This window comes from Rubellimicrobium arenae, from assembly GCF_017916275.1.
Lineage (GTDB): Bacteria > Pseudomonadota > Alphaproteobacteria > Rhodobacterales > Rhodobacteraceae > Rubellimicrobium > Rubellimicrobium arenae.
In genome coordinates, this window is sequence record NZ_JAFMST010000004.1 from 344,197 (window position 1) to 371,021 (window position 26,825).

At 70.0% G+C, this 26,825-nt stretch carries 27 protein-coding genes; 24 read left to right on the plus strand and 3 right to left on the minus strand.

Annotated elements, in window-relative coordinates; translation table 11 throughout:
- The first annotated feature begins 4 nt into the window (after positions 1–4).
- Positions 5–1,546 (plus strand): murein biosynthesis integral membrane protein MurJ, encoded by a 1,542-nt coding sequence (murJ, locus tag J3P31_RS08485; protein WP_210527985.1) that lies wholly within the window; start codon positions 5–7, stop codon positions 1,544–1,546.
- Here the strand turns inward: murJ and J3P31_RS08490 are convergent.
- Positions 1,543–2,256, minus strand: a complete 714-nt coding sequence (locus J3P31_RS08490; protein ID WP_246849354.1) for a rhomboid family intramembrane serine protease — start codon at positions 2,254–2,256, stop codon at positions 1,543–1,545. The genes murJ and J3P31_RS08490 overlap by 4 nt on opposite strands.
- 70 nt (positions 2,257–2,326) lie before the next feature.
- Here J3P31_RS08490 and trpS point away from each other — a divergent pair, with 70 nt between their 5' ends.
- The 15 genes from trpS to J3P31_RS08565 all read left to right on the plus strand — a co-directional run bounded on the left by trpS (position 2,327) and on the right by J3P31_RS08565 (position 16,043).
- Positions 2,327–3,346 (plus strand): tryptophan--tRNA ligase, encoded by a 1,020-nt coding sequence (gene trpS, locus J3P31_RS08495; protein ID WP_210527987.1) that lies wholly within the window; start codon positions 2,327–2,329, stop codon positions 3,344–3,346.
- Between the two features lie 108 nt (positions 3,347–3,454).
- On the plus strand, positions 3,455–3,910 hold the full coding sequence (locus tag J3P31_RS08500) for a universal stress protein (protein ID WP_210527988.1): 456 nt from the start codon (positions 3,455–3,457) through the stop codon (positions 3,908–3,910).
- A gap of 3 nt (positions 3,911–3,913) precedes the next feature.
- On the plus strand, positions 3,914–4,534 hold the full coding sequence (locus tag J3P31_RS08505; protein WP_210527989.1) for a CPBP family glutamic-type intramembrane protease: 621 nt from the start codon (positions 3,914–3,916) through the stop codon (positions 4,532–4,534).
- A 125-nt stretch (positions 4,535–4,659) separates the two neighbouring features.
- Positions 4,660–5,085, plus strand: a complete 426-nt coding sequence (locus J3P31_RS08510) for a hypothetical protein (protein ID WP_210527990.1) — start codon at positions 4,660–4,662, stop codon at positions 5,083–5,085.
- 136 nt (positions 5,086–5,221) lie between these two features.
- Positions 5,222–5,785 carry a NifU family protein gene (locus J3P31_RS08515; protein ID WP_210527991.1) on the plus strand — a complete coding sequence of 188 codons (564 nt, stop codon included), beginning with the start codon at positions 5,222–5,224 and terminating at the stop codon, positions 5,783–5,785.
- On the plus strand, positions 5,775–6,425 hold the full coding sequence (gene tsaB / locus J3P31_RS08520; protein ID WP_210527992.1) for a tRNA (adenosine(37)-N6)-threonylcarbamoyltransferase complex dimerization subunit type 1 TsaB: 651 nt from the start codon (positions 5,775–5,777) through the stop codon (positions 6,423–6,425). The genes J3P31_RS08515 and tsaB overlap by 11 nt, the downstream gene beginning before the upstream one ends.
- Positions 6,422–6,835: a GNAT family N-acetyltransferase gene (locus J3P31_RS08525; protein ID WP_210527993.1), complete on the plus strand. Its 414-nt coding sequence runs from the start codon at positions 6,422–6,424 to the stop codon at positions 6,833–6,835. Before tsaB ends, J3P31_RS08525 begins: the two co-directional genes overlap by 4 nt.
- 113 nt (positions 6,836–6,948) lie before the next feature.
- On the plus strand, positions 6,949–7,944 hold the full coding sequence (locus tag J3P31_RS08530; RefSeq protein WP_210527994.1) for a BMP family lipoprotein: 996 nt from the start codon (positions 6,949–6,951) through the stop codon (positions 7,942–7,944).
- Between the two features lie 77 nt (positions 7,945–8,021).
- Complete coding sequence (locus J3P31_RS08535) at positions 8,022–9,587, plus strand: ABC transporter ATP-binding protein (protein ID WP_210527995.1); 1,566 nt, start codon at positions 8,022–8,024, stop codon at positions 9,585–9,587.
- Positions 9,587–10,759 carry an ABC transporter permease gene (locus J3P31_RS08540; RefSeq protein WP_210527996.1) on the plus strand — a complete coding sequence of 391 codons (1,173 nt, stop codon included), beginning with the start codon at positions 9,587–9,589 and terminating at the stop codon, positions 10,757–10,759. Before J3P31_RS08535 ends, J3P31_RS08540 begins: the two co-directional genes overlap by 1 nt.
- A 3-nt stretch (positions 10,760–10,762) precedes the next feature.
- The gene (locus J3P31_RS08545; RefSeq protein WP_210527997.1) at positions 10,763–11,734 is read left to right on the plus strand and encodes an ABC transporter permease; all 972 of its coding nucleotides are present in this window, start codon (positions 10,763–10,765) and stop codon (positions 11,732–11,734) included.
- A gap of 99 nt (positions 11,735–11,833) precedes the next feature.
- Entirely contained in the window at positions 11,834–12,637 is an 804-nt protein-coding gene (locus tag J3P31_RS08550) for a purine-nucleoside phosphorylase (protein ID WP_210527998.1), read from the plus strand.
- Positions 12,638–12,765: 128 nt separating this feature from the next.
- The gene (locus tag J3P31_RS08555; RefSeq protein WP_210527999.1) at positions 12,766–13,674 is read left to right on the plus strand and encodes a sulfite exporter TauE/SafE family protein; all 909 of its coding nucleotides are present in this window, start codon (positions 12,766–12,768) and stop codon (positions 13,672–13,674) included.
- A complete protein-coding gene (locus J3P31_RS08560; protein WP_210528000.1) occupies positions 13,671–14,432 on the plus strand; it encodes a TIGR02186 family protein in 762 nt (253 codons plus the stop codon). Before J3P31_RS08555 ends, J3P31_RS08560 begins: the two co-directional genes overlap by 4 nt.
- 75 nt (positions 14,433–14,507) lie before the next feature.
- Positions 14,508–16,043, plus strand: a complete 1,536-nt coding sequence (locus tag J3P31_RS08565; RefSeq protein ID WP_210528001.1) for an ATP-dependent DNA helicase — start codon at positions 14,508–14,510, stop codon at positions 16,041–16,043.
- Here J3P31_RS08565 and J3P31_RS08570 read toward each other — a convergent pair whose 3' ends face one another.
- Positions 16,044–16,247 (minus strand): DUF1737 domain-containing protein, encoded by a 204-nt coding sequence (locus J3P31_RS08570; RefSeq protein WP_210528002.1) that lies wholly within the window; start codon positions 16,245–16,247, stop codon positions 16,044–16,046. It lies immediately after the preceding gene.
- Between the two features lie 4 nt (positions 16,248–16,251).
- Positions 16,252–16,800, minus strand: coding sequence for an NnrU family protein (locus J3P31_RS08575; protein WP_210528003.1), 549 nt, complete (start codon positions 16,798–16,800; stop codon positions 16,252–16,254).
- 185 nt (positions 16,801–16,985) lie between these two features.
- Here J3P31_RS08575 and J3P31_RS08580 point away from each other — a divergent pair, with 185 nt between their 5' ends.
- The 8 genes from J3P31_RS08580 (at position 16,986) to odhB (ending at position 26,772) form a co-directional block, all read left to right on the plus strand.
- Entirely contained in the window at positions 16,986–17,291 is a 306-nt protein-coding gene (locus J3P31_RS08580; protein ID WP_210528004.1) for a hypothetical protein, read from the plus strand.
- Positions 17,292–17,417: 126 nt separating this feature from the next.
- Complete coding sequence (locus J3P31_RS08585; protein ID WP_210528005.1) at positions 17,418–17,825, plus strand: PRC-barrel domain-containing protein; 408 nt, start codon at positions 17,418–17,420, stop codon at positions 17,823–17,825.
- A gap of 127 nt (positions 17,826–17,952) precedes the next feature.
- Positions 17,953–18,918 (plus strand): malate dehydrogenase, encoded by a 966-nt coding sequence (gene mdh, locus J3P31_RS08590; RefSeq protein ID WP_210528006.1) that lies wholly within the window; start codon positions 17,953–17,955, stop codon positions 18,916–18,918.
- A gap of 76 nt (positions 18,919–18,994) precedes the next feature.
- Positions 18,995–20,194 carry a hypothetical protein gene (locus J3P31_RS08595; protein ID WP_210528007.1) on the plus strand — a complete coding sequence of 400 codons (1,200 nt, stop codon included), beginning with the start codon at positions 18,995–18,997 and terminating at the stop codon, positions 20,192–20,194.
- A gap of 141 nt (positions 20,195–20,335) precedes the next feature.
- Positions 20,336–21,529, plus strand: a complete 1,194-nt coding sequence (gene sucC, locus J3P31_RS08600; protein WP_210528008.1) for an ADP-forming succinate--CoA ligase subunit beta — start codon at positions 20,336–20,338, stop codon at positions 21,527–21,529.
- Positions 21,530–21,533: 4 nt separating this feature from the next.
- On the plus strand, positions 21,534–22,415 hold the full coding sequence (gene sucD / locus J3P31_RS08605) for a succinate--CoA ligase subunit alpha (protein WP_210528009.1): 882 nt from the start codon (positions 21,534–21,536) through the stop codon (positions 22,413–22,415).
- 112 nt (positions 22,416–22,527) lie between these two features.
- Positions 22,528–25,473 carry a 2-oxoglutarate dehydrogenase E1 component gene (locus tag J3P31_RS08610; RefSeq protein ID WP_210528010.1) on the plus strand — a complete coding sequence of 982 codons (2,946 nt, stop codon included), beginning with the start codon at positions 22,528–22,530 and terminating at the stop codon, positions 25,471–25,473.
- Positions 25,474–25,479: 6 nt separating this feature from the next.
- Positions 25,480–26,772: a 2-oxoglutarate dehydrogenase complex dihydrolipoyllysine-residue succinyltransferase gene (gene odhB / locus J3P31_RS08615; RefSeq protein ID WP_210528011.1), complete on the plus strand. Its 1,293-nt coding sequence runs from the start codon at positions 25,480–25,482 to the stop codon at positions 26,770–26,772.
- The last annotated feature ends 53 nt before the right edge of the window (positions 26,773–26,825 follow it).

Below are 26,825 nucleotides of genomic sequence, written 5' to 3' on the forward strand. Positions count from 1 at the left end.
CGACATGGCCGCACCGATCCGCCTCGCGAGGGGCTTTCTGACCGTTGGGGCCTGGACGCTTCTGTCCCGCGTGGCCGGGTTCGCGCGGGACGTGATGATGGCGGCCTACCTGGGCACCGGCCCGGCGGCCGAGGCCTTCCTGGTGGCCTTCTCGCTCCCCAACATGTTCCGGAGGTTCTTCGCCGAGGGCGCCTTCAACATGGCCTTCGTGCCGATCTTCGCCAAGAAGCTCGAGGGGGGCGAGGATCCCCGGGGCTTCGCGCGGGACGCGTTCAACGGCCTGGCCTCGGTGCTCATCGTGTTCTCGCTGGTCGGCTCGATCCTGATGCCCTGGCTGGTCTGGGCCATGGCGGCGGGCTTTGCCGGCGACGAACGCTTCGCCCTTGCCGTGCTCTATGGGCGGATCTCCTTCTGCTACATCCTGTTCATCTCGCTCGTGGCGATGCTGTCGGGGGTGCTGAACGCCTTCGGCCACTTCACCGAGGCAAGCCTCGTCCCCGTGCTGATGAACCTGATGTTCATCGCCGCCATGCTGCTGGGGGACTGGCTGGGCTGGGACATGGGCCTCACGCTCACCTGGACGGTGCCGATCACCGGGATCGCGCAGCTCGCCTTCACCTGGGACGCCGCGCGGCGCGTGGGCTATGCGCCCAGGCTGGCCTGGCCGCGCCTGACGCCCGACCTCCGCCGCCTGGCGCGCATCGCGGGTCCGGCCATGCTCGCCGGCGGGGTGGTGCAGATCAACCTCCTGGTCGGGCGCCAGGTGGCGAGCTTCTTCGAGGGCGCGGTGGCCTGGCTGTCCTACGCGGACCGGCTTTACCAGCTGCCGCTGGGCGTCGTCGGGATCGCGATCGGGACGGTGCTCCTGCCGGACCTGTCGCGCCGCCTGCGCGCGGGGGACGAGGACGGCGGCCGCAACGCCTTCAACCGCGCCACCGAGATCAGCCTGGCGCTCACCATCCCGGCCGCCGTGGCGCTGGTGGTGATCGCCTATCCGCTGATCTCGGTGCTGTTCGAGCGGGGCGCCTTCGGCCGCGAGGACACGATCGCCACCGCCTGGACGCTGGCCATCTATGGCGCGGGCCTGCCCGCCTTCACGCTCCACAAGGTGCTCCAGCCGCTGTTCTACGCCCGCGAGGATTCGCGGCGGCCCTTCAACTACGCCGTCTGGGCCATGGTGGTGAACGCCGCCGTCGCGGTGGGCCTTGCCCCGGTGATGGGGTTCCTTGCCGCGGCGCTGGGCACGACGGTGGCGGGCTGGACCATGGTCTGGCAGCTCTGGCGCGGGGCGCGGGGCATGGGGGACGCCGCCCGGATCGACGACCGGCTTCGCGGGCGACTGCCCCGCATCCTCGCGGCCTCGGCGCTGATGGGCGTCGTGCTTTGGGGGGCGGCGCACCTGCTCGACGGGCCGCTTCACGCGCCGGGGGTGCGCTACCTCGCGCTCGCGCTGGTCTGCGGGCTGGGCATCGTCACCTACTTCGGCGCGGCCGTCGCACTGGGCGCGATCCGGGGATCGGACCTGCGCGGGGCGCTGCGCCGCTAGCGGGCCCGCAGCCGCGCCCGGAGCGCCGCCCATCCCCCCGGCGCCAGGATCGTGGCCACCGCCAGGCCCACGACAAAGCCGCCGACATCGGCCACCCAGATCGGGTTGGCCCCGAACAGCATCCCGAACAGGAGCTGGAAGGCGAGCAGCGTGCCGATCAGCCGGAACGCCCGGAGCCGGTTCTCCCCCGCGAGCCCGAGCCGCAGCCAGAGCAGGTAGGTGAAGGCCCCGATCAGCCCGTAGACCCCCGGGTAGCAGCCGAAGAGCGGCACCAGCCCGTCCAGCAGCGCCCCGAACGCCACGGCCCCCCCGACCGTCGACAGGAGGAACACGGCCAGCGCCGCGAGCTGCCCCATCCCCTCGCCCACGAACTTGCCCAGGGCGAGCAGCAGGGCGCCGGCGAACAGGGCGTGGGTGACGCTTCCATGCACGAAGGCGTAGCTCACGAAGCGGATGAGGAAGCCGGCCTCGCGCCGGCCGCCCTCCACGACGTAGTCGAACACGGCGGGCGAAAAGGCGAACCGGTCGATCAGCGCCACGCGCCATCCCACCGCCGCCGGTCCCCCGACCATGCCGGTGCCGCCCAGGCTCAGGGCCGCCTCGATCCCCATGATCACGAGGAAGAGCGCCACCACGACCGGGGGCACCGGATTCACGGGCCGTTCGCCCGGGCTGGGATCCGGCAGCGGCTTGAGAAAGGATCGGGCCATGGGCGTCTCCTTGACGGTTGGCGGAGCCCCCGTTAATCGAGCCCGATCCTCAAGGCCAGCGGACATTCCCATGCAAGACGCCCGTTTCACGCCCCGTGTCTTCTCGGGCATCAAGCCCTCGGGCGGGCTCACGCTCGGCAACTACCTCGGCGCGATCAAGCGCTTCGTGGAGATGCAGGGCCAGGAGTTCGAGACGATCTACTGCGTCGTGGACCTCCACGCGATCACCGTCTGGCAGGACCCGGCCGAACTGCGCGCCGCGACCCGCGAAGTCGCGGCCGGCTTCCTGGCCTCCGGCATCGACCCGGAAAGGTCGATCCTGTTCAACCAGTCGCAGGTCTCCCAGCACGCGGAGCTCGCGTGGATCCTCAACTGCGTGGCGCGCCTGGGCTGGATGAACCGCATGACCCAGTTCAAGGAAAAGGCCGGCAAGAACGCCGAGGCGCAGAGCCTCGGGCTTTACGCCTATCCGTCGCTGATGGCGGCCGACATCCTGCTCTACCACGCCACCCACGTCCCCGTGGGCGAGGACCAGAAGCAGCACGTCGAGCTGACGCGCGACATCGCGGCCAAGTTCAACCACGACTACAAGGTGGACTTCTTCCCCATGACCCTGCCGGTCATCGAGGGGCCGGCCATGCGGGTCATGAACCTTCGCGACGGCACCAAGAAGATGTCCAAGTCCGGGGAATCGGACATGGAGCGCATCAACATGACCGATGACGCCCACACCATCGCCCGAAAGTTCCAGAAGGCCCGCACCGACGCCGCCCCCCTGCCCGAGACCGTCGAGGAGCTGGACGGCCGCCCCGAGGCGCGCAACCTCGTGGAGATCTACGCCGCCCTGGCCGGGATCACGCCGGCCGAGGTGCTGGCCCGGCATCCCGGCGCAGGCTGGGGGCAGTTCAAGCCCGCCCTCGCCGAACTGGCCGTCGAGAAGCTGTCGCCCATCTCCGGCGAGATGGCGCGGATGATGAACGACCCCGCCGAGATCGACCGCATCCTCGCCCGCGGGGCCGAACGGGCGCGCGGCATCGCGGCTCCGATCCTGGACCGGACGCTCGAGATCGTGGGGATGGTCCGGGGCTGACCTCCACCGACCCGCGCGGCGCGCTGATCCGGCTGGCCCGGTGGCAACCGTTGCAAGCCGGCGGGCCTTCCGCCACAGTCCGCGCACGCGGCCAAAGGGGGACAGGGCGTGCGGAAATTCCTGGTCGTGCTTGATGAAACGCGCGAATGCCTCAACGCGATGCGCTTCGCCGCCATGCGCGCCGCCAAGACCGGCGGCGCGGTGCAGGTCCTGTCGATCATCTCGCCCGCCGACTTCGGGGCCTGGATCGGCGTGGGCGACATCATGCGCGAAGAAGCCCGCGAGCGGATCGAGGTCCATTTCGAGGTCTTCGCCAAATGGATGCGCGACCGCCAGGGCATCGACCCCGAGCTCGTGATCCGCGAGGGCGAGGCCGTGCCCGAGATCATGGCCCAGATCCGCGACGACGAGGAGATCGGCGTCCTCGTCCTGGGCGCGGGCACCGACAACAAGGGTCCCGGCCCGCTCGTGACCGCGCTGACCAAGCAGGCCGGAACGCTGCCCGTGCCCATCACCATCGTGCCCGGCGACCTCTCGAAGGAGCGGCTCGAGGCGATCACCTGAGCCATGGACGCCCGGCTCGCCCTTGGGGTGCTCCTGGGCGGCCCTGCCCTTTACGCCGTTCTGGCCTGGCTCGGGACCGTGACGCCGCCCCTGGTGGCGGCCGGGCTCGGGCTCATGGTCTACTGGGGCGGGCTCGGGGCGGCGCTGGCGCTGCGCGCCGATCCCCACAGGCTCCGCGCCCTGCTCCCGGCCGAACCGCCCGGACGGCTCATCGCGGTCATGCTTGCCCTCCCCGTCCTGGCCTGGGGTGCGGTGACGCTGCGGCTCCTGGGGGATGCGCCGCTGCCGCCGCATCTCCTTGTCGCCGCCGCCCTCGCGGCCCTGCTGCACGCGACCCTGGAGGAGCTGTTCTGGCGCGGCGCCCTGATCCCACGGCCCGGCCCGCGCGCGGCGGCGCTCGCCCTCGGGCTTTATTGGGCGTTCCACCTGGCCTGGACCGGGATGCGCGACGTCGAGACCGGCCTGTCCCCCACCCTCGCCGTCTTCGGCCCCCTCGCGCTCGGAGGGGTCTGGACGGCCTCCCGCCTGTCCAGCGGCACGCTGGGCGCGGCGATCATGGCCCATGCGGGCCTGGCGCTGTTCCTGTTCGCCGGGACGATCGCGCGCAGCCTAGCGCCGTCCTGACAGCCGACCGGGCCGCATCTCAAAAATTCGCCCTCGCGGCCGGCGGGGCAGGAAACCAATTCCCCGGGCGCTGCGTTGCCTGCCCGACCGCATGAGATGCGGACCACGACACGAGGAAAGTCAACATGAACAAGCTTGTCATTCTGGCTGCTGCCGCCCTGATCGGCACGGCTGGCCTGGCGACGGCCCAGGACACCCTGGCGACCTCGGACGCTTTCGGCATCATCCCGGCCCAGGCCGACAACGCGCTGATCGTCCTGCCCCTGGTGACGTCCACCGCGGATGGCGAGGTTCAGATCCGCCGCATCACCGGCGAGAACGAAGGCGAGGTCCTGGGCAGCGCTCCGATCACCGCCGGCGCCAATGAGAACGTCCGCATCACGCTGTTGCAGCGCCCCAACGCCGGCGCCGTGCAGGCGGTGCTGGTGGTCGGCGGCCAGGATGTCGCCGCGCAGGAGGTCGAGATCGGCTCTGCCGAGGCCGGCGGCGGCTCCGGCGACACCCCGAGCGGCGAAAGCTCGAGCGGCAGCGACAACGACAACGGCGGCTGACGTCGCGGGACACCGTCCCGGCCGACATGCTCCAGGGGCGCCGTCGACCGGCGCCCCTTCGATTTAGAATGGTTCCAAATCCTTGACGTAGCCGCCCCGAGGGCGCATATCGGGGCCCTGATCCAGGGGGCTCCCGATGTTCATCCAGACCGAATCCACGCCCAACCCCGCCACGCTCAAGTTCCTGCCCGGGGAATCCGTGCTGGGCCAGGGCACGGCCGACTTCCCCGATGCGCCGTCGGCGCAGACCTCGCCCCTGGGCCGGCGCCTGTTCGGCGTCGACGGCGTGACTGGCGTGTTCCTCGGCAGCGATTTCGTGACCGTGACCAAGGCGCCCGAGGTGGACTGGAACCACATCAAGCCGGCGCTGCTCGGCGCGATCATGGACCATTACCAGTCCGGCCAGCCGGTGATGGAGGGCAACGCCTCCGCCGCCTCCGGCCATGCCGTCCATGACGGCGAGGACTCCGCCATCGTGGAGCAGATCAAGGAACTGCTCGACACCCGCGTCCGTCCGGCGGTGGCGCAGGACGGTGGCGACATCACCTTCCACGGCTTCGAACGCGGCGTGGTCTACCTGCACATGCAGGGGGCCTGCGCGGGCTGCCCCTCCTCGACCCTGACGCTCAAGATGGGGATCGAGAACCTGCTGCGGCATTACATCCCCGAAGTGACCGAGGTTCGGCCGGTTGCGGCCTGAGCCCCTGATCCTCGCCTTCGACACATCGGCCGCGCATTGCGCGGCCGCTTTGCTGTCGGGTGACCGCGTCCTGGCCGCGCGCGAGGAGGCCATGGCCACCGGCCAGGCCGAACGCCTCCTCCCCCTGCTCGAGGGGATCCTGCGCGAAGAAGGCGCCACTTGGGCCGACCTGGCCGCGCTGGGCGTCGGCACGGGTCCGGGCAACTTCACAGGCGTCCGCATCGCGGTGGCGGCGGCCCGGGGGCTGGCGCTTGGCCTGCGCATCCCGGCCATCGGCGTCACGGCCTTCGAAGCCCTGGCCTGGGGCCGCGACGCCGTGCTGGCCGCGCGGGACGCCCGCCTTGGACAGGTGCATGTCCAGGCGTTCGGACCGGTCGCCTTCGGCCCCCTCACGGTCGGCCCCGAGGATCCCCTCCCGGTCCTGCCGCCCGGCACGCCCTGCGTGGGCCATGCCGCGGACGATCTGGCCGCCCGTACAGGCGGGATGGCCGCCGAGCCTTTGGTCCCCCTCGCGGTGGCGACCGCGCGCATCGCCCTCCGGCGTCGCCAAGGGGACAACCCCCGCCCCGCCCCCCTCTATCTTCGGGCCGCCGACGCCGCGCCGCCGCGCGACCCCGCGCCCGTGATCCTGCCCGGATGACCCCCGCCGCGCTGGCCCGCCTCCATGCCGCCGCCTTCAGCGAGGACCGGCCCTGGACCGAGGCCGAGTTCGCCGCCCTCCTGGACCTGCCCGGCACGCTGCTGCTGGGCGACGGGCGGGCCTTCCTCCTGGGCCGCGTGGTCCTGGACGAGGCCGAGGTCCTGACCATCGCGACCGACCCGGCCCATCGCCGCCAGGGTCTGGCCTCGGCGATCCTGGCCACCTTCGAATCGGACGCGGCCGCCCGGGGGGCCCGGCAGGCCTTTCTCGAGGTGGCCGAGGACAACCTCCCGGCCCGCGCGCTCTATGACGGGCGGGGCTATGGCCGCATCGGACGGCGGCCCGCCTATTATGCGCGCAGGACGGGTCCGGCCGTCGCGGCCCTGGTCCTCGCCCGCCCGCTCGGCTGACGTGCCGTCGCGCGCAACGCACGGAAATTCCAGTTGACCCTCCCCTCGGGGCACGGCTTGATCGCGCCAGCACTGGGGCCTTGGGCGGCCCCCACAAAAGGACTGGGAGACGCATGACCAAACTTTCCACCTTCCTCGGCGCGGCGGCTGCCCTGGCGATCTCGGCCGGGGCCGCGCTGGCCGATCCGGCGGTGATCTTCGACCTGGGCGGCAAGTTCGACAAATCCTTCAACGAAAGCGCGTTCCAGGGCGCCGAGCGCTGGAAGGAAGAGACCGGCGGCTCCTACGCCGAGTTCGAGCTCACGGCCGAACCCCAGCGGGAGCAGGCGATCCGCCGCTTCGCCGAGCAGGGCTACAGCCCGATCATCATGGTCGGCTTCATGAGCGCCACCCCCCTCAACGAGATCGCGCCCGACTACCCGGACACCAAGTTCGTGATCGTCGACGCCGTGGTGGAACAGCCCAACGTCCGTTCGGTCGTCTTCAACGAACATGAGGGCTCCTACCTCGTCGGGATGCTGGCGGGCCTGGCCTCCAAGTCCGACACCGTGGGCTTCGTGGGCGGCATGGACATCCCGCTCATCCGCAAGTTCGGCTGCGGCTACGCCCAGGGCGTCAAGGCCGTGAAGCCCGACGCGACCATCCTCGCCAACTTCACCGGCACCACCCCCGCCGCCTGGAACGACCCGGCCAAGGGCTCGGAGCTCACGCTCGCCCAGATCTCCCAGGGCGCGGACGTGGTCTTCGCCGCGGCCGGCGCGACCGGCGTCGGCGTGCTCCAGACCGCCGCGGACGAGAACATCCTGTCCATCGGCGTGGACTCGAACCAGAACTACCTCCACCCGGGCCAGGTGCTGACCTCGATGGTCAAGCGCGTGGACAACGCCGTCTTCGAGGCCATGTCGGCGGGCGAGGCGGTCGAGACCGGCGTGCAGGTCATGGGCATCGCCAACGAAGGCGTGGGCTATGCCGTGGACGAGAACAACCAGTCGCTCATCACGCCCGAGATGAAGGCCGCCGTCGACGAGGCCGCCGCCAAGATCGGCAGCGGCGAACTCGAGGTTCACGACTACATGAGCGACGAGACCTGCCCGGCGGTCAACTTCTGACATCGGGCATCTGACAGACCCCGGGGGCCGTGGCCGGGACCGGCCGCGGCCCCTTCCGCACTAAGAAAGGGTGCCGCATGAGCCTCGCCCCCCAGGTCCAGACGCAGAGCGGGTCGCAGGGCACCCCCGCCATCGAGCTGCGCGGCATCTCCAAGGCCTTCGGCCCCGTGCAGGCCAACAAGGACATCTCCATCCGGGTGATGCCCGGCACCATCCATGGCATCATCGGCGAGAACGGGGCCGGGAAATCGACGCTCATGTCGATCCTTTACGGCTTCTACCACGCCGACTCCGGCGAGATCTTCATCAACGGCCGCAGGACGCTGATCCCCGACTCCCAGGCCGCGATCCGCGCCGGGATCGGCATGGTGTTCCAGCACTTCAAGCTGGTCGAGAACTTCACCGTCCTCGAGAACGTCGTCCTGGGGGCCGAGGATGGCGCCCTGCTGCGGCCGTCGCTGGCCAAGGCGCGCGCCCAGCTCCGGCAGCTGGCCGAGGAGTACGAGCTCGACGTCGATCCCGACGCCCGGATCGAAGAGATCGGCGTGGGTTTCCAGCAGCGGGTCGAGATCCTCAAGGCCCTCTACCGCCGCGCCGACATCCTCATCCTCGACGAGCCCACGGGCGTGCTCACCCCGCCCGAGGCCGACCACCTGTTCCGCATCCTGCGCAACCTCAAGGCGCAGGGAAAGACCATCGTCCTCATCACCCACAAGCTGCGCGAGATCATGGACATCACCGACACCGTGTCGGTCATGCGCCGCGGCGAGATGACGGCCACCGTGGCCACGCGCGACACCAACCCCGCCCAGCTCGCCGAGTTGATGGTGGGGCGCAAGGTGCTGCTCCGCGTGGACAAGACGCCCGCAGAGCCCGGCGCGCCGGTGCTGGAGATCGACAACCTCCGCGTGGTCGACGCCAAGGGCGTCGAGCGGCTCAAGGGCGTCTCCCTCGCCGTCCGCGCGGGCGAGATCCTGGGCATCGCCGGGGTCGCCGGCAACGGCCAGAGCGAGCTGCTCGAGGTGCTGGGCGGCTACATGAAGGGCACCGGGACCGTCCGGGTGAAGGGCCGTCCCATCGACATCGCGGGCCACGAGGACGCGCGGGACCGCCGGGACGCGGGCATCGGCCACGTCCCCGAGGATCGCCAGCAGGCGGGGCTCATTCTGGACTTCGCCGCCTGGGAGAACATCGCCCTGGGCTACCATCACCGGGACGCCTACGGCCGCGGCGCGATGATGGACCAGGCGGCCATGAAGGCCGACACCGCCGACAAGATGCAGCGCTTCGACGTCCGGCCCCCGAACCCCATGCTGGCCGCCAAGAACTTCTCGGGCGGGAACCAGCAGAAGATCGTCGTCGCCCGCGAGATCGAGTCCGGCCCGGACCTGCTGCTCATCGGCCAGCCCACGCGGGGCGTCGACATCGGCGCCATCGAGTTCATCCACAAGCAGATCGTCGCGCTGCGCGACCAGGGCAAGGCCATCCTCCTCGTCAGCGTCGAGCTGGACGAGATCCTGTCCCTGTCGGACCGCATCGCCGTCATGTTCGACGGCCGCATCATGGGCGAGAAGATCGCCGCCGACACCGACGCCAACGAACTCGGCCTCCTGATGGCCGGCATCACCGAAGGGACCGCCTGATGGACCGCATGCCACGCTGGGCCGACGTCCTCCTCGTCCCGCTGATCTCGCTGCTGCTGGCGGCCGTCATCTCGGCCCTCGTCATCCTCGCCATCGGGCAGAACCCGTGGGAGGCGCTCAAGATCATGGTGTCGGGCTCGGTCGGCTCGACCTACGGCTGGGGCTACACCCTGTATTACGCGACGAACTTCATGTTCACGGGCCTGGCCGTGGCCGTCGCCAACCACGCGCGCCTGTTCAACATCGGCGGCGAGGGGCAGGCGGTGATCGGCGGGCTCGGGGTGGCGCTGATCGCGCTCTACATCCCCTGGCCGCACTGGTCGCTGGCGCTGCTGGCCGCGATGGTGGCCTCGGCGGCCTTCGGGGCGGCCTGGGCGGCGATCCCGGCCGTCCTGCAGGCCCGGCGGGGCAGCCACATCGTCATCACGACGATCATGTTCAACTTCATCGCCGCCGCCCTGCTCAACTACCTTCTCGTGGGGCCGCTGAAGCCCGCCGGGACCATGGAAACCGCGACCGCCTCCTTTCCCGAGGCGACGCACATCCCGTCCTTCCGGGACATGTTCTCCTTCGGGGAAACGATCCTGTTCCGCGGCACGCCCGCGAACATCACCTTCTTCATCGCGATCCTGGCCTGCCTGGCCGTCTGGCTGCTGATCTGGAAGACGCGGCTCGGCTACGAGATCCGCGCCTTCGGCTTCTCCGAAGGGGCGGCGCGCTACGCTGGCATCGGCTCGACCAAGATCATCATGGTGACCATGCTGATCTCGGGCGCGCTGGCCGGGATGATGGCGATCAACAACACCCTGGGCGAGGCCGAGCGCCTGATCCTCAACGCCGTCGAGGGGGCGGGCTTCATCGGCATCGCCGTGGCGCTGATGGGCCGGTCGCATCCGCTGGGCGTGTTCCTCGCCGCGATCCTGTTCGGCATCCTCTACCAGGGCGGAAGCGAACTGGGCCTCACCCTCGCCATCCCGCGCGAGATGATCGTGGTCATCCAGGCGCTGGTGATCATGTTCACGGGCGCGCTGGACAACATGGTGCGGATGCCGATCGAGCGCATCTTCGCCCGCCGCCGGGCCCGGACGCCGCTGTCGCCGCCCGGCCCCACCCTGCATCCGCCGGGCCGGGTCGCCCCCTCGTCCACCCCCGGCACCGCAGCGACGGAGTAAGCGATGGACTGGGCCACCCTTCTCCAGATTCTCGACGCGACGCTCCGGCTCGCCTCGCCCCTGCTCCTGGCCTGCCTCGCGGGCCTCTTCTCCGAGCGCGCGGGCATCTTCGACATCGGCCTCGAGGGCAAGATGCTCGTCGCGGCCTTTCTCGCCGCGGGCTTCGCCGCCACGACGGGTTCGGTCTGGCTCGGCCTGCTCGTCGGCATCGCCGGGTCGCTGGCGCTGTCGGCGGTTCACGGGCTCGCCTCGATCACCTTCCGCGGCAACCAGCTCATCTCGGGCGTGGCGATCAACTTCCTGGCCTCGGGCCTGACCGTCGTCGTCGGCCAGAGCTGGTTCGCCGAGGGCGGGCGCACGCCCCAGCTGGGCGACGGCCAGCGCTTCGAGGAGCTGACCTTCCCCGGCGCGACCGAGATCCGCGACCTGCCCATCCTGGGCTCCCTCTACTCCGAGGTGCTCTCGGGGCATACGATCCTGGTCTATGCCGGGCTCCTGGCCGTGCCGCTGTCGTGGTGGGTGCTGTACCGGACCCGCTTCGGCCTGCGCCTGCGCGCCGTGGGCGAAAACCCGGCCGCCGTGGACACCGCGGGGATCTCGGTCACGCGGCTGCGCTTTGCCGCGGTGGCCATCGCGGGGGTCCTTTGCGCGCTGGCCGGCGCCCAGCTCTCGACGGCCGAACCCGCCGCAGGCTTCGTGCGGGACATGACGGCGGGCCGGGGCTACATCGCGCTGGCCGCGCTGATCTTCGCCAAGTGGCGCCCCTTCCCGGCGCTCGGGGCCTGCCTGCTCTTCGGCTTCCTCCAGGCCCTGGCCCTCCGGCCCGCGCTTTTCCAGCAAAGCTTCGGCTTCAGCATCCAAGGCCAGCTTCTCGACGCGATGCCCTACATCCTGACGGTCATCATCCTCGCGGGCTTCGTCGGCCGCGCGATCCCGCCCCGCGCCGGCGGAGAGCCCTATGTCAAGGAGCGGTAGGCCCGCTCCCCGCACCCTGCCGCCCCCGGCCGGCCCCGTTTGGCCGCGCCCGTTCCCACCGGCCCGATCCCCTCGCGCCCCTGCCCTGATGGACCGCCCATGACCCGCGCCGCCGACCTCGCCGCCATCATCAAGGACCGGGCGGGGCACGACCCCGTCCGCCTGGGCCTCGTGCTGGGATCGGGGCTCGGCCATATCGCCGGGCAGGTGGACGGGGTGGCCATCCCCTACGCGGACCTTTCGGGCTTTCCCCATGCCGGGGTGTCCGGCCACACCCCGAACCTCGTGATCGGCACCCTCGAGGGGGTCCGCGTCGCCGTCTTCGGCGGCCGCGCCCATTATTACGAATCCGGCGACCCGGCGGCGATGCGGCTCCCGCTCGAGGTGCTGAAGGCCCTCGGCGCCGAGGCGCTGGTCCTCACCAACGCCGCGGGATCGCTGCGCGCCGACATGCCGACCGGATCGGTCATGCTCCTGTCGGACCACATCAACTTCTCCGGCCTCAATCCCCTGATCGGAGAGCCCACGGACGCCCGCTTCGTGCCCATGACCGACGCCCACGATCCGGGCCTGCGCATGGGGCTGCGCGACGCCGCCGCGGCCGAGGGCGTCCACCTGCACGAAGGCGTCTACGCCTGGTACTCCGGCCCGTCCTTCGAGACCCCCGCCGAGATCCGGGCCATCCGCACCCTGGGCGCCGACGCGGTCGGCATGTCCACGGTGCCCGAGGTGATCCTGGCCCGCTTCCTGGGCCTTCGGGTCGCGGCGGTGTCGGTCCTGACCAACATGGCGGCGGGCCTGTCCGCCGAATCGATCAGCCACGAGCATACGAAGGCCATGGCCCCCCTCGGCGCGGCCAAGCTGGAACGGGTGCTGCGGCGGATGCTCCGCGATTCGGCCTGACCGCGCCGGCCCGTGCGCCATACTGTGCCCCATATCCTTCGCCGAAGGATTTTCGGCCCCACGCGGTCGGGGGTCATTGGATATCAACCCTTTCCGCTATTGACTGGCGGCACGGTCGCGGGAACGCCATGCAGCTCTACCTTCCCATCGCCGAGGTTTCGGTCAACGCCTTCCTCCTCCTGGGCCTCGGGGGGCTGGTGGGGCTGCTGTCCGGCATGTTCGGGGTGGGCGGGGGCTTCCTGATCACGCCGCTCCTGTTCCTGGTCGGCATCCCGCCGGCGGTGGCCGTAGCCACCTCGGCCAACCAGATCGTCGCCTCGTCCTTCTCGGCGCTGCTCACGCATCTCCAGCGGCGCACGGTGGACATGTGGATGGGCACCGTCCTGCTGATCGGCGGGCTCCTCGGCTCGGCGCTGGGCGTGATGGTGTTCAACCTCCTCAAGGCCCTGGGCCAGGTCGACCTGCTGGTTCGCCTTTGCTACGTCGCCTTCCTCGGGACCGTGGGCGGCCTCATGTTCTGGGAATCGCTCCGCGCGATCCTGCGGACCCGGTCGGGCGTGGCCCCGCAGCGGCGGCGCCACAACTGGGTCCATGCGCTGCCCTTCAAGACGCGGTTCCGCGTCTCGGGCCTCTACATCTCGGTCATCCCGCCGATCCTGGTGGGGCTCTTCGTGGGCCTGCTGTCGGCGATCATGGGCGTGGGCGGCGGCTTTATCCTCGTCCCCGCGATGATCTACCTGCTCGGGATGCCGACCAAGGTCGTGATCGGGACGTCCACCTTCCAGATCATCTTCCTGACCGCCTTCACCACCCTGCTCCACGCCACGACCAACCAGACGGTGGACGTGGTCCTGGCGGTCCTGCTGATCCTGGGCGGCGTCATCGGCGCGCAGGTCGGCGCGCAGATCGGGACCCGCCTCAAGCCCGAGCATCTGCGCATCATGCTGGCCATCCTCGTCCTCGCGGTCTGCCTCCAGCTCGCCCTGACCCTCCTCCTCCAGCCGGAGGAGATCTTTTCCGTCGAGCCGGTCGAATGATCCGGACCTGGGCCGCCCTCCTCGCCCTCCTGCTGGCGGTGGTGGCCCCCGCCCGGGCCGAGGAGATCGTCCTCGGCCTGTCCAGCGACGAGGTCGCCATCACCGCCACCTTCGACGGCTCGGACATCCTGATCTTCGGGGCGGTGAAGCGGGCCGCGCCCGCGCCCCAGCCCGCGCCGCTCCAAGTGATCATCACGGTCTCCGGCCCCCAGGAGCCCCTCACCGTGCGCGAGGCCGAGCGCCGGCTCGGCATCTGGGTCAACAGCCGCGCCGTCCGGGTGGACGCCGCGCCGACCTTCTACGCCGTCGCGACCACCGGCCCCCTGGACCGGATCCTTCGCGACACCGAGGATCTGCGCCATTCCATCTCGATCCCGCGCGCCATCCGGGCCATCGGCAACGACGTCGGCAACCGAGAGGATTTCCTCGACGCCCTGATCCGCATCCGCGAGCAGGAGGGCAGCTACCAGATCCTCGAAGGCGGCGTCGACTTCGAGCAGGAGACCCTTTTCCGCACCGAGATCGGCCTGCCCGCCAACCTGACCGAAGGCGACTACGTCACCCGCATCTTCCTGACCCGCGACGGCCGGATCGTCGACAGCTACGAAGCCAGCATCTACGTCCGCAAGGTCGGGCTCGAACGGTGGCTCTTCGCCCTCGCCCAGGAGCAGCCCTTCCTGTACGGCCTCATGGCCCTTGCCATCGCCATCGCCGCCGGCTGGGGCGCCTCGGCCGGCTTCCGGGCGCTTCGGGGCTGACGGCCGGGTGCCCCGGGGGCGCGGGGGACCGCTCCCCTCTGGCCGCGGCGGGTCCGGGCGGCTAGGTAGGCGGCCATGGCCGACCTTCCCGCCCTGTCCTCCGACCAGTCCGCTGCGTGGTCGGCCGTTTCGACCGTCCTGGCCCAGGCCGGGGTCGGGCTCGACGACGGCGACCTCGCCCCCGCGAACCCCGACCGCGCGCCCTCCGTCCTGGCCATCACCGGCAAGGCGGGGTCCGGCAAGACCATGCTCCTCGCCTCCCTGACCCAGGCGCTTCGCCGGGCGGGGGTCGAGATCGTGTCCCCGGACTGGGAATCCAAGCGCAAGAAGGATCGCCGCACCCTCGCCATCCTCGCGCCCACCAACAAGGCGGCCTCGGTGCTGCGGACCAAGGGCGTGCCGGCGACCACGATCCACCGCATCCTTTACACCCCCGTCTACGACCCGGAGTTCGAGAAGGTCGCCGAATGGCTGGCGGGCCAGGGCGACCGTCCGACCACGGGCCAGCTCACCGACGCCCAGCTCGACCGCGCCAAGGAGGCCTATGGCCTCCACGGCTCCGTGCCCGCCGCGCTGGCCGCGGCGGGGCTGCGCGGCTCGGACTTCATCACCGGCTGGAAGCGCCGCGAGGAGCCGCTGGACGTGGGCTTCATCGACGAATCCTCCATGCTCGACGAACGCCAGTTCGAGGATCTCAAGGAGATCTTCCCGACCCTGGTCCTGTTCGGCGACCCGGCGCAGCTGCCCCCCGTGCAGGGCCAGGGCGGCGGCATGGTCTTCGACCGCCTGCCCCAGGACAAGGTCAAGTCGCTGACCCGCATCCACCGGCAGGAGGCCGACTCCCCCATCCTCGACCTCGCCCATGCGCTGGCCGACCCCAACCTCGAATTCGAGACCTTCGAGGACATGGTGCAGGAGGCGGCCCGCCGCGACCCGCGCGTCCATGTGACGGGCCGGGTGGACAGCGACCTCATGGCCCGCTCCCCCGTCCTCGTCTGGCGCAACGCCACCCGGATCAAGCTGATCCACGCCTTCCGCAGCGCCCACGGCGCCCCCGAGACGGAACTGCTGCCCGGCGAGCCGCTGATCTGCGACGGGATCGAGCTGCCGATGAAGCATCGCAAGAAGCGGCTCGACCTCGAGGCGCGGGGCCTCATCAAGGGGGCGCAGGTCATCTACCTGGGACCGGGCCGCAAGCCCGGCTTTTCCCGCCTCCACGTCATCGGCGCCGAGGAGCCCCAGGTGTCCGCCGCCTCCATCGTCAAGATCGAGAAGGAAGGCGAGGAGGAGCCCTTCATCCCCTACGCCGCGCAGATGGGCGCGACCTTCCTGCACGGCGCGGCGGTGACGATCCACAAGGCGCAGGGGTCGCAATGGGACGTCGTGCAGGTCTTCGCCCCCGACATCTTCGTGGCCGCCCGCATGGGCCGGGTCGAGGCCGGGCAGCAGCTCTGGAAGCGCCTCGCCTATGTGGCGATCACCCGCGCGAGCCAGGAGCTGCGCTGGGTCGTGGCCAACCGCCTCGCGCGGCCCAAGGAGCCGCTGGGCACCGACGACCTCAGGCAGCAGGCGCCCGGGACCCTCGCCCTCGCCGGCGAGGCGGAGGAATGATCAAAGCTGGCCGAGCTTGAGGTCCGAGGAGTAGGTCCCCTCGACCTCCTTGGTGACGGCCTGGCCGCACCGCATCACGCCCCGATGGGCGTCGAAGGCGTAGCTGGGCTCGCCGTAAAGGTCCCAGCCCTTCGACAGGGCTTCGGACACCTTGTGGCAGAAGGCGGAGGTGTCGTCCTCCGACAGGAAGCGGTAAAGGCGCATCGCATCATCCAAAGGGCCAGGGGCCGATCCAGCCGTGGATGTAGCCGACCACGGCGACGAGGACCAGCGCGAGGACCACCGCCGTCGCCTCCTTGCCCAGGGGCGGGCGCGGGGGCGGCGTCCATCCGGGAACCGCGCGGTTGATCAGCACGATCTCCAGCACCGCCCAGACAAGCAGCCCGCCGAACAGCAGGATCGAGGCCAGGTCGCCGTTCACCAGCAGATGCGCCACCGCCCACAGGATCACCCCGGTCAGCTGCGGGTGCCGGTTCACGCGCGCGCCCCAGACCCCCATCCCCGAGGCGACGAAAAAGTAGAAGCCCACCACCACCAGCAGGTTGTTGATGTGCCGCGTGACGGGGGCCGGATTCCAGACCTGCGGCGCGTCGTCCCAGGCGCCGTAGCCCCGCGCGATCAGCCAGATCCCCGCCACGGACAGGATCGCGACGATCCCCTTGCCCGGGTCGCCCAGCCGCAGGCGCGTCTCCGGCCAGAGCCGTTTCCACAGATGCGGCAGGCTGAAGGCCAGAAGGCCCAGGGAAAGCTGGATCACGGCGGCGTCCTCGAAATCTGCGGAAAACCTCGCGTGGAACACGGCGCCTTGCAACGATTCGCGCGGCTCCGCGTTGCGAGAACAGCACGGCATGGCGCGTCAACTCTTTTTTCCGATCCCGTGGCGCCCCCACCGCGACGCAGCCCACGCCGGTCCTGCCGGACCGCCCCAGACAAGAGGTGACGATGATGCTTCGAACGACGATCCCCGTGCTGGCGCTCGCCCTCGTGGCGGGGGCGGCCCAAGCCCAGGACGCGCAATGCTCGGACCACGAGGTGATGGCCCGCCATCTCGCGGAAAACTGGGGCGAAAGCCGCAAGTCCATCGCGCTGGACGCCGCCGACTCCGTGGTCGAGCTTTATGCCTCCGAGGAGACGGGGACCTGGACGCTGACGGTGACCAGCCCCGGCGGGCCCACCTGCATGATCGCCTCGGGCCACGCCTTCGAGATGACGCCCGACGAGCTTCCGGTTCTCGACGAAGGAGCCTGAGACGGCTTGACAGTGGCCAGGGAACCGGACCGGGCCTTCCGGTGTTCCTCTCACGAAGCGCCTTGGCCGAATCAGGACCAGGGACGGTGAGGCGGCTGGCGGGCCGCCCTGAGGCAGGGGAACAGGATGGATCTTCCCATCATCACGGCGGCGACGATCGGGCTCGCGGTTTTCACGATGGCCGACGGTATGGACCGGGCCAAGCTCCAGAGCAAGGCCGAAGGCGCGGCGGCGCTCGTGGGTGAGCATCTTTACGCCACCGAGGACCCGATCGCCCGCTGGGGCGCGCCCATCCGGGCCGAGGACCTCGCGCTCGAGGACCTGGGGCAGGTCGCGGACGTCGTCACCGGCCCGACGGGCGAGCCGCAGGGGCTCGTGGTCTCGGTCGGCGGCATCTGGGGCTTCGGCGCGCAGGACGTGGAGCTGGGCATGAACCGCATCCACCTCGTGCGGGCGCAGGGCGGGGAAACCCGTCTGGTCGTGGACCTGAGCGCGCGCGGCGCCGAGCCCGCCCTCGACGGCATCGAAAGCTGACCCCCTCCCGCGCAGGTTAGCGCAATCATCCCGCGGTGGCCGTTCGGCGGGCCTCCGCGCCCTTGCGCGGCCGGGACGGCTTGGCTACGCCTTCGCCCGACCCATTCGCGCGAAGGAACTTCCTGACATGGCCAGACCCAAGATCGCCCTTATCGGTGCCGGACAGATCGGCGGCACCCTCGCGCATCTCGTCGCGCTCAAGGAGCTGGGCGACGTCATCCTCTTCGACATCGCCGAGGGCACGCCCCAGGGCAAGGCGCTCGACATCGCCCAGTCCGGCCCCTCGGCGGGCTTCGACGCGTCGCTCAAGGGCGCCAACTCCTACGAGGAGATCGCGGGCGCCGATGTCTGCATCGTCACCGCCGGCGTCCCCCGCAAGCCGGGCATGAGCCGCGACGACCTCCTGGGCATCAACCTCAAGGTCATGAAGTCGGTAGGCGAAGGCATCAAGGCTCATGCCCCCAACGCCTTCGTCATCTGCATCACCAACCCGCTCGACGCGATGGTCTGGGCGCTGCGCGAATTCTCGGGCCTGCCGCACAACATGGTCTGCGGCATGGCGGGCGTCCTCGACTCCGCGCGCTTCCGGCACTTCCTGTCGGTCGAGTTCGGCGTGTCCATGAAGGACGTGACCGCCTTCGTGCTGGGCGGCCACGGCGACACCATGGTCCCGCTCGTGCGCTACTCGACCGTCGCCGGCATCCCGCTCCCCGACCTCGTCAAGATGGGCTGGACCTCGCAGGACAAGCTCGACGGCATCGTTCAGCGCACCCGCGACGGCGGCGCCGAGATCGTGGGCCTTCTCAAGACCGGCTCCGCCTTCTACGCCCCCGCCCAGTCGGCGATCGAGATGGCCGAGGCTTTCCTCAAGGACCAGAAGCGCGTCCTGCCCTGCGCCGCGCATGTCTCGGGGGCCTACGGCCTCGACGGGATGTATGTGGGCGTCCCGACCGTGATCGGCGCCGGCGGCGTGGAACGCGTGATCGAGATTTCCATGGACGACGCGGAACAGGCGATGTTCCAGAAGTCCGTGGACGCCGTGAAGGGCCTGGTCGAGGCCTGCAAGGGCATCGAAACCTCGCTCGCCGCCTGACGGAACGGTTTTCCTGACTACCCCGCGTCCCAGCGGCGCGGCTAGGCTCCGGGACATCAGTTCCGGAGCCTTTGTCATGCGCCGCGCCCTCCTGTCCGCCCTCCTCGCCGCGACCGCCAGCCTGGCGCGGGCGGACGGCATCTCCGACCAGATCGCCACGCAGGGCCTCCGCGCCACCGAGGCCGCGCTGGCCGCCCTGCCCGCCCCGACGCCCTCGGACCGTTTCGCCCTGGGCGGCGTCCGCTTCCTCGCGGGCCTCGAACGCGCGCTCCAGCTTCGTTACCGCGTGGGCCTCTCCGAGGGCATGAGCGTCGCGTCCGGCCTTCCCGTGCTGCGGCTCCCCCTCGACGAGAATCCCCGGCCCGAGCCGTTCGAGCCGCGCATGATCGACGCGCTGTTCGAGGGGATCGAGCAGGACATGGCCGGGGCCATCGACGCCTTGGCGCCCATCGCGGACGGCGACGAGGTCGGGGTCGAGATCGACACCGCCGACCTGTGGTTCGACATCGACGCGAACGGCGCCCGCAGCCCAGGGGAAGGCGTGCTCGAGATCGCGGGCTGGGCGTTGTCCGGCGGCTTCGGGACCGAGATGCCGTCCACCACGATCCGCTTCGACACCGCCGACGCCGCGTGGCTGTCGGCCTACGCGCATCTCCTGTCGGGGCTCGGCAACCTGATCCTGGCGGTCGGTCCCAGCGACGGCATCGCCCGCGTCCTGGACTCCCGCGCCGCCTTCGACCGGCTGGGACGTCCCAAGGACACCGACGCCTTTTCCTTCGAAAGCCAGTCCGGCCAGTTCGTCGACCTCGCCGCGATGTTCGTCATGGCAATCGAGGGGCCGCCCGACGCCGCGCGCACCCGCGCGGCCCGCCAGCACCTCCTTGCCGTGGTCGAGCAGAACCGCCGCTTCTGGAACCTCGTCCCGCGCGAACCGGACAACGACCGCGAATGGATCCCCAACAAGAACCAGACCTCGGCCACCGGGCTCCTCTTCCCGCCCGGCACGGGCGCGCGCTGGCTGGCCGTTCTGGCCGACGCGGACCGCGTCCTCCGGGGCGAGCGCCTCCTGCCCTACTGGCGCGTCGGGCCGCGGGCGGGGCTCGACCTCGCCGCCCTGCTGGAGAACCCGCCCGAGATCGACGTGGCGGGCGTCGTGCAGGGGGCGTCCCTGGTGCCCTACCTGCGCGAGGGACCTGTCGTGGACGGCCGGAGTCTCCAGCTCTTCGACGCGCTGTTCCAAGGTGATTCGCCGCTCTACGCCGTGATGTTGAACTAGCGGCTGGCAACTTCCGCGATCACAGCCAAAAAGGGTGTGATCACAACGGGCGGTTTTTCCACGGATGGCTGCATTTCGTTATGTCGGCGTTCAGAGTCTTGTGGTTGAAGGACCCCGCGACGACCAACACGGGACCCTGCCATGAACATCCACGAGTATCAGGCCAAGGAGCTGCTCCGCGCTGCGGGGGCCCCTGTGGGCGACGGCCGCGTCGTGCTGCGCGCCGAAGAGGCCAAGACCGCCGCCGGCCAGATCGACGGCCCCATCTGGGTCGTGAAGGCGCAGATCCACGCGGGCGGCCGCGGCAAGGGCAAGTTCAAGGAAGCCGACGCCGGCGAGAAGGGCGGCGTCCGCATCGCCAAGTCCACCGAGGAAGCCGAGATGGAGGCGCAGCGGATGCTGGGCCGGACGCTCGTCACCAAGCAGACGGGCGAGGCCGGCAAGCAGGTCAACCGCGTCTACATCGAGGATGGGGCCGACATCGCCCGCGAGCTGTATCTCGCGCTGCTCGTGGATCGCGCCACGTCGCGGATCGCCTTCGTCTGCTCCCAGGAAGGCGGCATGGACATCGAGGAGGTCGCGGCCTCCACGCCCGACCGCATCCTGACCCTCACCGTCGATCCGGCGACCGGCTACCAGGCCTATCACGGCCGCCGCATCGCCTACGCGCTGGGCCTCACCGGCGGCCAGGTCAAGCAATGCGTCGCCCTGATGGGCAAGCTGTACGACCTCTTCGTGTCCAAGGACATGGAGATGCTCGAGATCAACCCCCTGATCGTGACGCAGGCGGGCAACCTTCACTGCCTCGACGCCAAGGTGGGCTTCGACAACAACGCGCTCTTCCGCCACGCCGACATCGCGGCGCTGGCCGACGACACCGAGGTCGACCCCAAGGAACTGGCCGCGCAGAAGTTCGACCTGAACTACATCGCGCTCGACGGCGACATCGGCTGCATGGTGAACGGCGCCGGTCTCGCCATGGCGACCATGGACATCATCAAGCTTTACGGCGCGGAACCGGCGAACTTCCTCGACGTGGGCGGCGGCGCCACCAAGGAAAAGGTGACCGAGGCCTTCAAGATCATCACCTCGGACCCCAACGTGAAGGGGATCCTGGTCAACATCTTCGGCGGCATCATGCGCTGCGACATCATCGCGGAAGGCATCATCGCCGCGGTCAAGGAGGTCGGCCTCCAGGTGCCGCTCGTGGTCCGTCTCGAAGGGACCAACGTCGACCTGGGCAAGCAGATCATCCGGGACTCGGGGCTCAACGTGATCCCGGCGGACGATCTATCGGATGCGGCCGAGAAGGTCGTCAAGGCAGTCAGGGGCTAAGCGGATGTCCATCCTCGTCAACGAAAACACCAAGGTCATCTGCCAGGGCTTCACCGGCTCGCAGGGGACCTTCCACTCCGAACAGGCCATCGCCTACGGCACCAGGATGGTCGGCGGCGTCACGCCCGGCAAGGGCGGCTCCACGCACCTGGACCTCCCCGTCTTCGACACCGTCCGCGAGGCGGTGGACCGGACCGGCGCCGACGCGAGCGTGATCTACGTCCCGCCGCCCTTTGCCGCCGACTCGATCCTCGAGGCCATCGATGCCGAGATCCCGCTCGTCGTCTGCATCACCGAGGGCATCCCCGTCCTCGACATGATGAAGGTCAAGCGCGCCCTCCTCGGCTCGCGCACGCGGCTCATCGGGCCGAACTGCCCGGGCGTCATGACCCCCGACGCCTGCAAGATCGGCATCATGCCGGGCTCCATCTTCCGGCGCGGCTCCGTGGGCGTCGTGTCCCGCTCGGGCACCCTCACCTACGAGGCGGTCAAGCAGACCTCCGACGTGGGCCTGGGCCAGTCCACCGCCGTGGGCATCGGCGGCGACCCCATCAAGGGGACCGAGCATATCGACGTCCTCGAGATGTTCCTCGCCGACCCCGAGACCCAGTCGATCATCATGATCGGCGAGATCGGCGGCTCGGCCGAGGAGGAGGCGGCCCAATTCCTCGCCGACGAGAAGAAGCGCGGCCGCTGGAAGCCGACCGCGGGCTTCATCGCGGGCCGCACCGCGCCCAAGGGCCGCCGGATGGGCCATGCCGGCGCCATCGTCTCGGGCGGCAAGGGCGACGCGGAATCCAAGATCGAGGCCATGAAGTCGGCCGGGATCGTCGTGGCCGACAGCCCCGCCGGCCTGGGCGAGGCCGTCCTCAAGGCGATCGGCTGACGCGCGCGAACGTGAGCGGCCCCGGGTCGTTCGACGGACCTGCAACCTTTATCTCCCGGCAGGAGTTTCGACCCCTGCCGCCCCTTTCCCGGAAGCCCTTCGAGGTGACCCCATGACCGACCAGCCGTCCAACGACCAGTTCCGCGCCTCCTCGTTCCTGCAGGGCGGAAACGCCGCCTACATCGAGGGGCTGCACGAATCCTACCAGCGCGACCCCGGTTCGGTGGACCAGAGCTGGCGCGACTTCTTCGCCGCCCTGGCCGAGCCGGCCGCCGCCGCCCCGTCCTGGGCGCGGTCGGACTGGCCGCCGATGCCCACGGACGACCTGACCGCCGCCCTGACCGGCCAGTGGCCCGCCGCGCCCGAGTCCAAGGCCGCCGGCGACAAGGTCAAGGCCAAGGCCGCCGAAAAGGGCGTGACCCTGTCCGACGCGCAGGTGCGCCAGGCCGTGCTGGATTCGATCCGCGCGCTCATGCTGATCCGCGCCTACCGGATCCGGGGCCACCTGATCGCCGACCTCGACCCGCTCGGGATGCGCGACGGCACCCCCCATCCGGAGCTGGACCCCGCCTCCTACGGGTTCACGGGCGCGGACATGAACCGGCCGATCTTCATCGACAACGTGCTGGGGCTCGAGATCGCGACCATGTCGCAGATCCTCGACATCGTGCGGCGGACCTACTGCGGCACCTTCGCCATGCAGTACATGCATATCTCGAACCCCGCCGAGGCCGCCTGGCTCAAGGAGCGGATCGAGGGCTACGGCAAGGAGATCACCTTCACCCAGAACGGGCGCAAGGCGATCCTGAACAAGCTCGTGGAGTCCGAGGGCTTCGAGAAGTTCCTCCACGTCAAGTACACGGGCACCAAGCGCTTCGGCCTCGACGGCGCCGAGGCGCTGATCCCCGCCATGGAGCAGATCATCAAGCGCGGCGGCGCCCTGGGCGTCCAGGAAATCGTCATCGGGATGCCCCACCGGGGCCGCCTGAACATCCTCGCCAACGTGATGAGCAAGCCCTTCCGCGCCATCTTCCACGAATTCCAGGGCGGCTCCTACAAGCCCGACGACGTGGATGGCTCGGGCGACGTGAAGTACCATCTCGGCGCGTCCAGCGACCGGGAGTTCGACGGCAACAAGGTCCACCTGTCGCTGACGGCCAACCCGTCCCACCTCGAGGCGGTGAACCCCGTCGTCCTGGGCAAGGTCCGCGCCAAGCAGGACCAGCTCCACGACGCCGACCGCATCAAGGTGCTGCCGATCCTGCTGCACGGCGACGCGGCCTTCGCCGGCCAGGGCGTCGTGGCGGAATGCTTCGGCCTGTCGGGCCTGCGCGGCCATCGCACCGGCGGCACCATCCATATCGTGGTGAACAACCAGATCGGCTTCACCACCGCGCCGCACTTCTCGCGGTCGTCCCCCTACCCGACCGACATCGCCCTGATGGTCGAGGCGCCGATCTTCCACGTCAACGGCGACGACCCCGAGGCCGTGGTCCACGCCGCCAAGGTGGCGGTCGAGTTCCGGCAGAAGTTCCACAAGGACGTCGTCATCGACATGTTCTGCTACCGGCGCTTCGGCCACAACGAGGGCGATGAGCCCATGTTCACCAATCCGGCGATGTACAACCGGATCAAGAAGCAGAAGACGACCCTCACGCTCTACACCGAGCGGCTGGTCAAGGACGGCCTCATCCCCGAGGGCGAGGTCGAGGAGATGAAGGCCCAGTTCCAGGCCCGCCTCAACGAGGAGTTCGAGGCCGGCAAGCAGTTCCGCCCGAACAAGGCGGACTGGCTCGATGGCCGCTGGTCGCACATCGAGCGCCAGAACGACAAGGAATACGAGCGGGGCGACACCGCGGTCACGCCCGAAACTCTGGCCCAGGTCGGCGCGGCCCTGACCCGCGTGCCCGAGGGGTTCGCGATCCACAAGACCGTGGAGCGCCAGCTCGAGGGCAAGCGCCAGATGTTCGCCTCGGGCGAGGGCTTCGACTGGGCCACCGGCGAGGCGCTGGCCTTCGGCTCGCTCCTGACCGAAGGCTTCCCGGTCCGCCTGTCGGGCCAGGATTCCACGCGCGGCACCTTCTCGCAGCGCCACTCGGCCTTCATCAACCAGGAGACCGAGGAGCGTTACTACCCGCTCAACGGCATCCGCGAAGGCCAGGCCCGCTACGAGGTCATCGACTCGATGCTCTCGGAATACGCGGTTCTGGGCTTCGAATACGGCTATTCCCTGTCCGAGCCCAACGCGCTCGCGCTCTGGGAGGCGCAGTTCGGCGACTTCGCCAACGGCGCGCAGATCATGTTCGACCAGTTCATCAGCAGCGGCGAATCCAAGTGGCTGCGGATGTCGGGGCTCGTGATGCTCCTGCCCCACGGCTTCGAGGGCCAGGGACCCGAGCACTCCTCGGCCCGGCTCGAACGGTTCCTGCAGATGTGCGGCCAGGACAACTGGATCGTGGCCAACTGCACGACGCCGGCGAACTACTTCCACATCCTGCGGCGGCAGGTGCATCGCGGCTTCCGCAAGCCGCTGGTCCTTATGACGCCCAAGTCGCTGCTGCGCCACAAGCTGGCGGTGTCCCGGTCCGAGGATTTCACGACCGGCTCCTCCTTCCACCGGATCCTGTGGGACGACGCGGAAAAGGGGAACTCGTCGATCACGCTCAAGGCCGACGACCAGATCCGGCGCGTCGTGCTCTGCTCGGGCAAGGTCTACTACGACCTTCTCGAGGAACGGGACGCCCGCGGCCTCGACGACGTCTACCTCCTGCGGGTCGAGCAGTTCTACCCCTTCCCGGCCCATTCCCTCGTCAAGGAGCTGTCGCGCTTCAAGAACGCCGAGATGATCTGGTGCCAGGAGGAGCCCAAGAACCAGGGCGCCTGGACCTTCATCGAGCCCAACATCGAATGGGTTCTCCAGCGCATCGAAGCCAAGCGCACGCGGCCCGTCTATGTCGGCCGTCCCGCCTCGGCGAGCCCGGCCACCGGCCTCGCCTCCAGCCACAAGGCCCAGCAACAGGCGCTCGTGGACGAAGCGCTGACCATCGAAGGAAAGTAAGGAACCATGGCCATCGAAGTCCGCGTGCCCGCGCTGGGTGAAAGCGTCACCGAGGCGACCGTCGCCACCTGGTTCAAGAAGCCGGGCGACACGGTCGCCGCCGACGAGATGCTCTGCGAGCTCGAGACCGACAAGGTGACGGTCGAGGTTCCGGCGCCCGCCGCCGGCACGCTGGGCGACATCGTCGCCGCCGAAGGGTCGACCGTCGGCCCCAACGCGCTGCTCGCGACGATCTCCGAGGGGGCGGCCGCCGCCCCCGCCAAGGCTGCGGCCCCGGCCGGCGTGGCCACCGCGCCCCAGGACTCGCCCGCGACGCACGCGGCTCCGGTCGGCGCGCCCTCCGGCCCGGCCAACTACGGACCCGAGCCCACGACCCCGGCCAGCTCCGGCAGCCCCCGCGCGCCCGAGGATGCGCCCTCGGCCAAGAAGCTCATGGCCGACAACGACCTGTCGCGGGACGCCGTGTCCGGCACGGGCCGCGACGGCCGCGTCATGAAGGAGGACGTCCTCCGCGCCCTGGCCGAGCCCCGGCCCGCCGCCGCCCCGGCGCCCACTGCGGCCCCCTCCGCCCCCCGCGCGCCCACCGCCGCCCAGGACGTCTCGCGCGAGGAGCGGGTCAAGATGACCCGCCTGCGCCAGACCATCGCCCGCCGCCTCAAGGAGGCGCAGAACACCGCGGCGATGCTGACGACCTACAACGAGGCCGACATGTCGGCCATCATGGGCCTCCGGAACGAGTACAAGAACGCCTTCGAGAAGAAGCACAAGACCAAGCTCGGCTTCATGTCCTTCTTCGTGAAGGCCTGCGTCCACGCGCTCCAGGAGGTGCCCGAGGTCAACGCCGAGATCGACGGCGACGAGGTGGTGTACAAGCGCTACGTCCACATGGGCGTCGCCGTGGGCACGCCCACCGGCCTCGTGGTCCCTGTCGTCCGCGACGCCGACCAGAAGTCCTTCGCCCAGATCGAGAAGGAGATCGCCGAGCTCGGCCTGCGCGCCCGCGACGGCAAGCTGTCGATGGCCGACATGCAGGGCGGCAGCTTCACCATCTCGAACGGCGGCGTCTACGGGTCGCTGATGTCCTCGCCCATCCTGAACCCGCCGCAGTCGGGCATCCTGGGCATGCACAAGATCCAGGACCGGCCCGTGGTGGTCGGCGGCCAGATCGTCATCCGCCCGATGATGTATCTCGCGCTCAGCTACGACCACCGCATAGTCGACGGCAAGGGCGCGGTGACCTTCCTCGTCCGCGTCAAGGAGGCGCTCGAGGATCCGCGCCGCCTGCTCATGGACCTCTGATGGAGCCTGGGGCCGCGCGGGCTACTTACCTTGCGCGACCCCTCCCGTCCAAG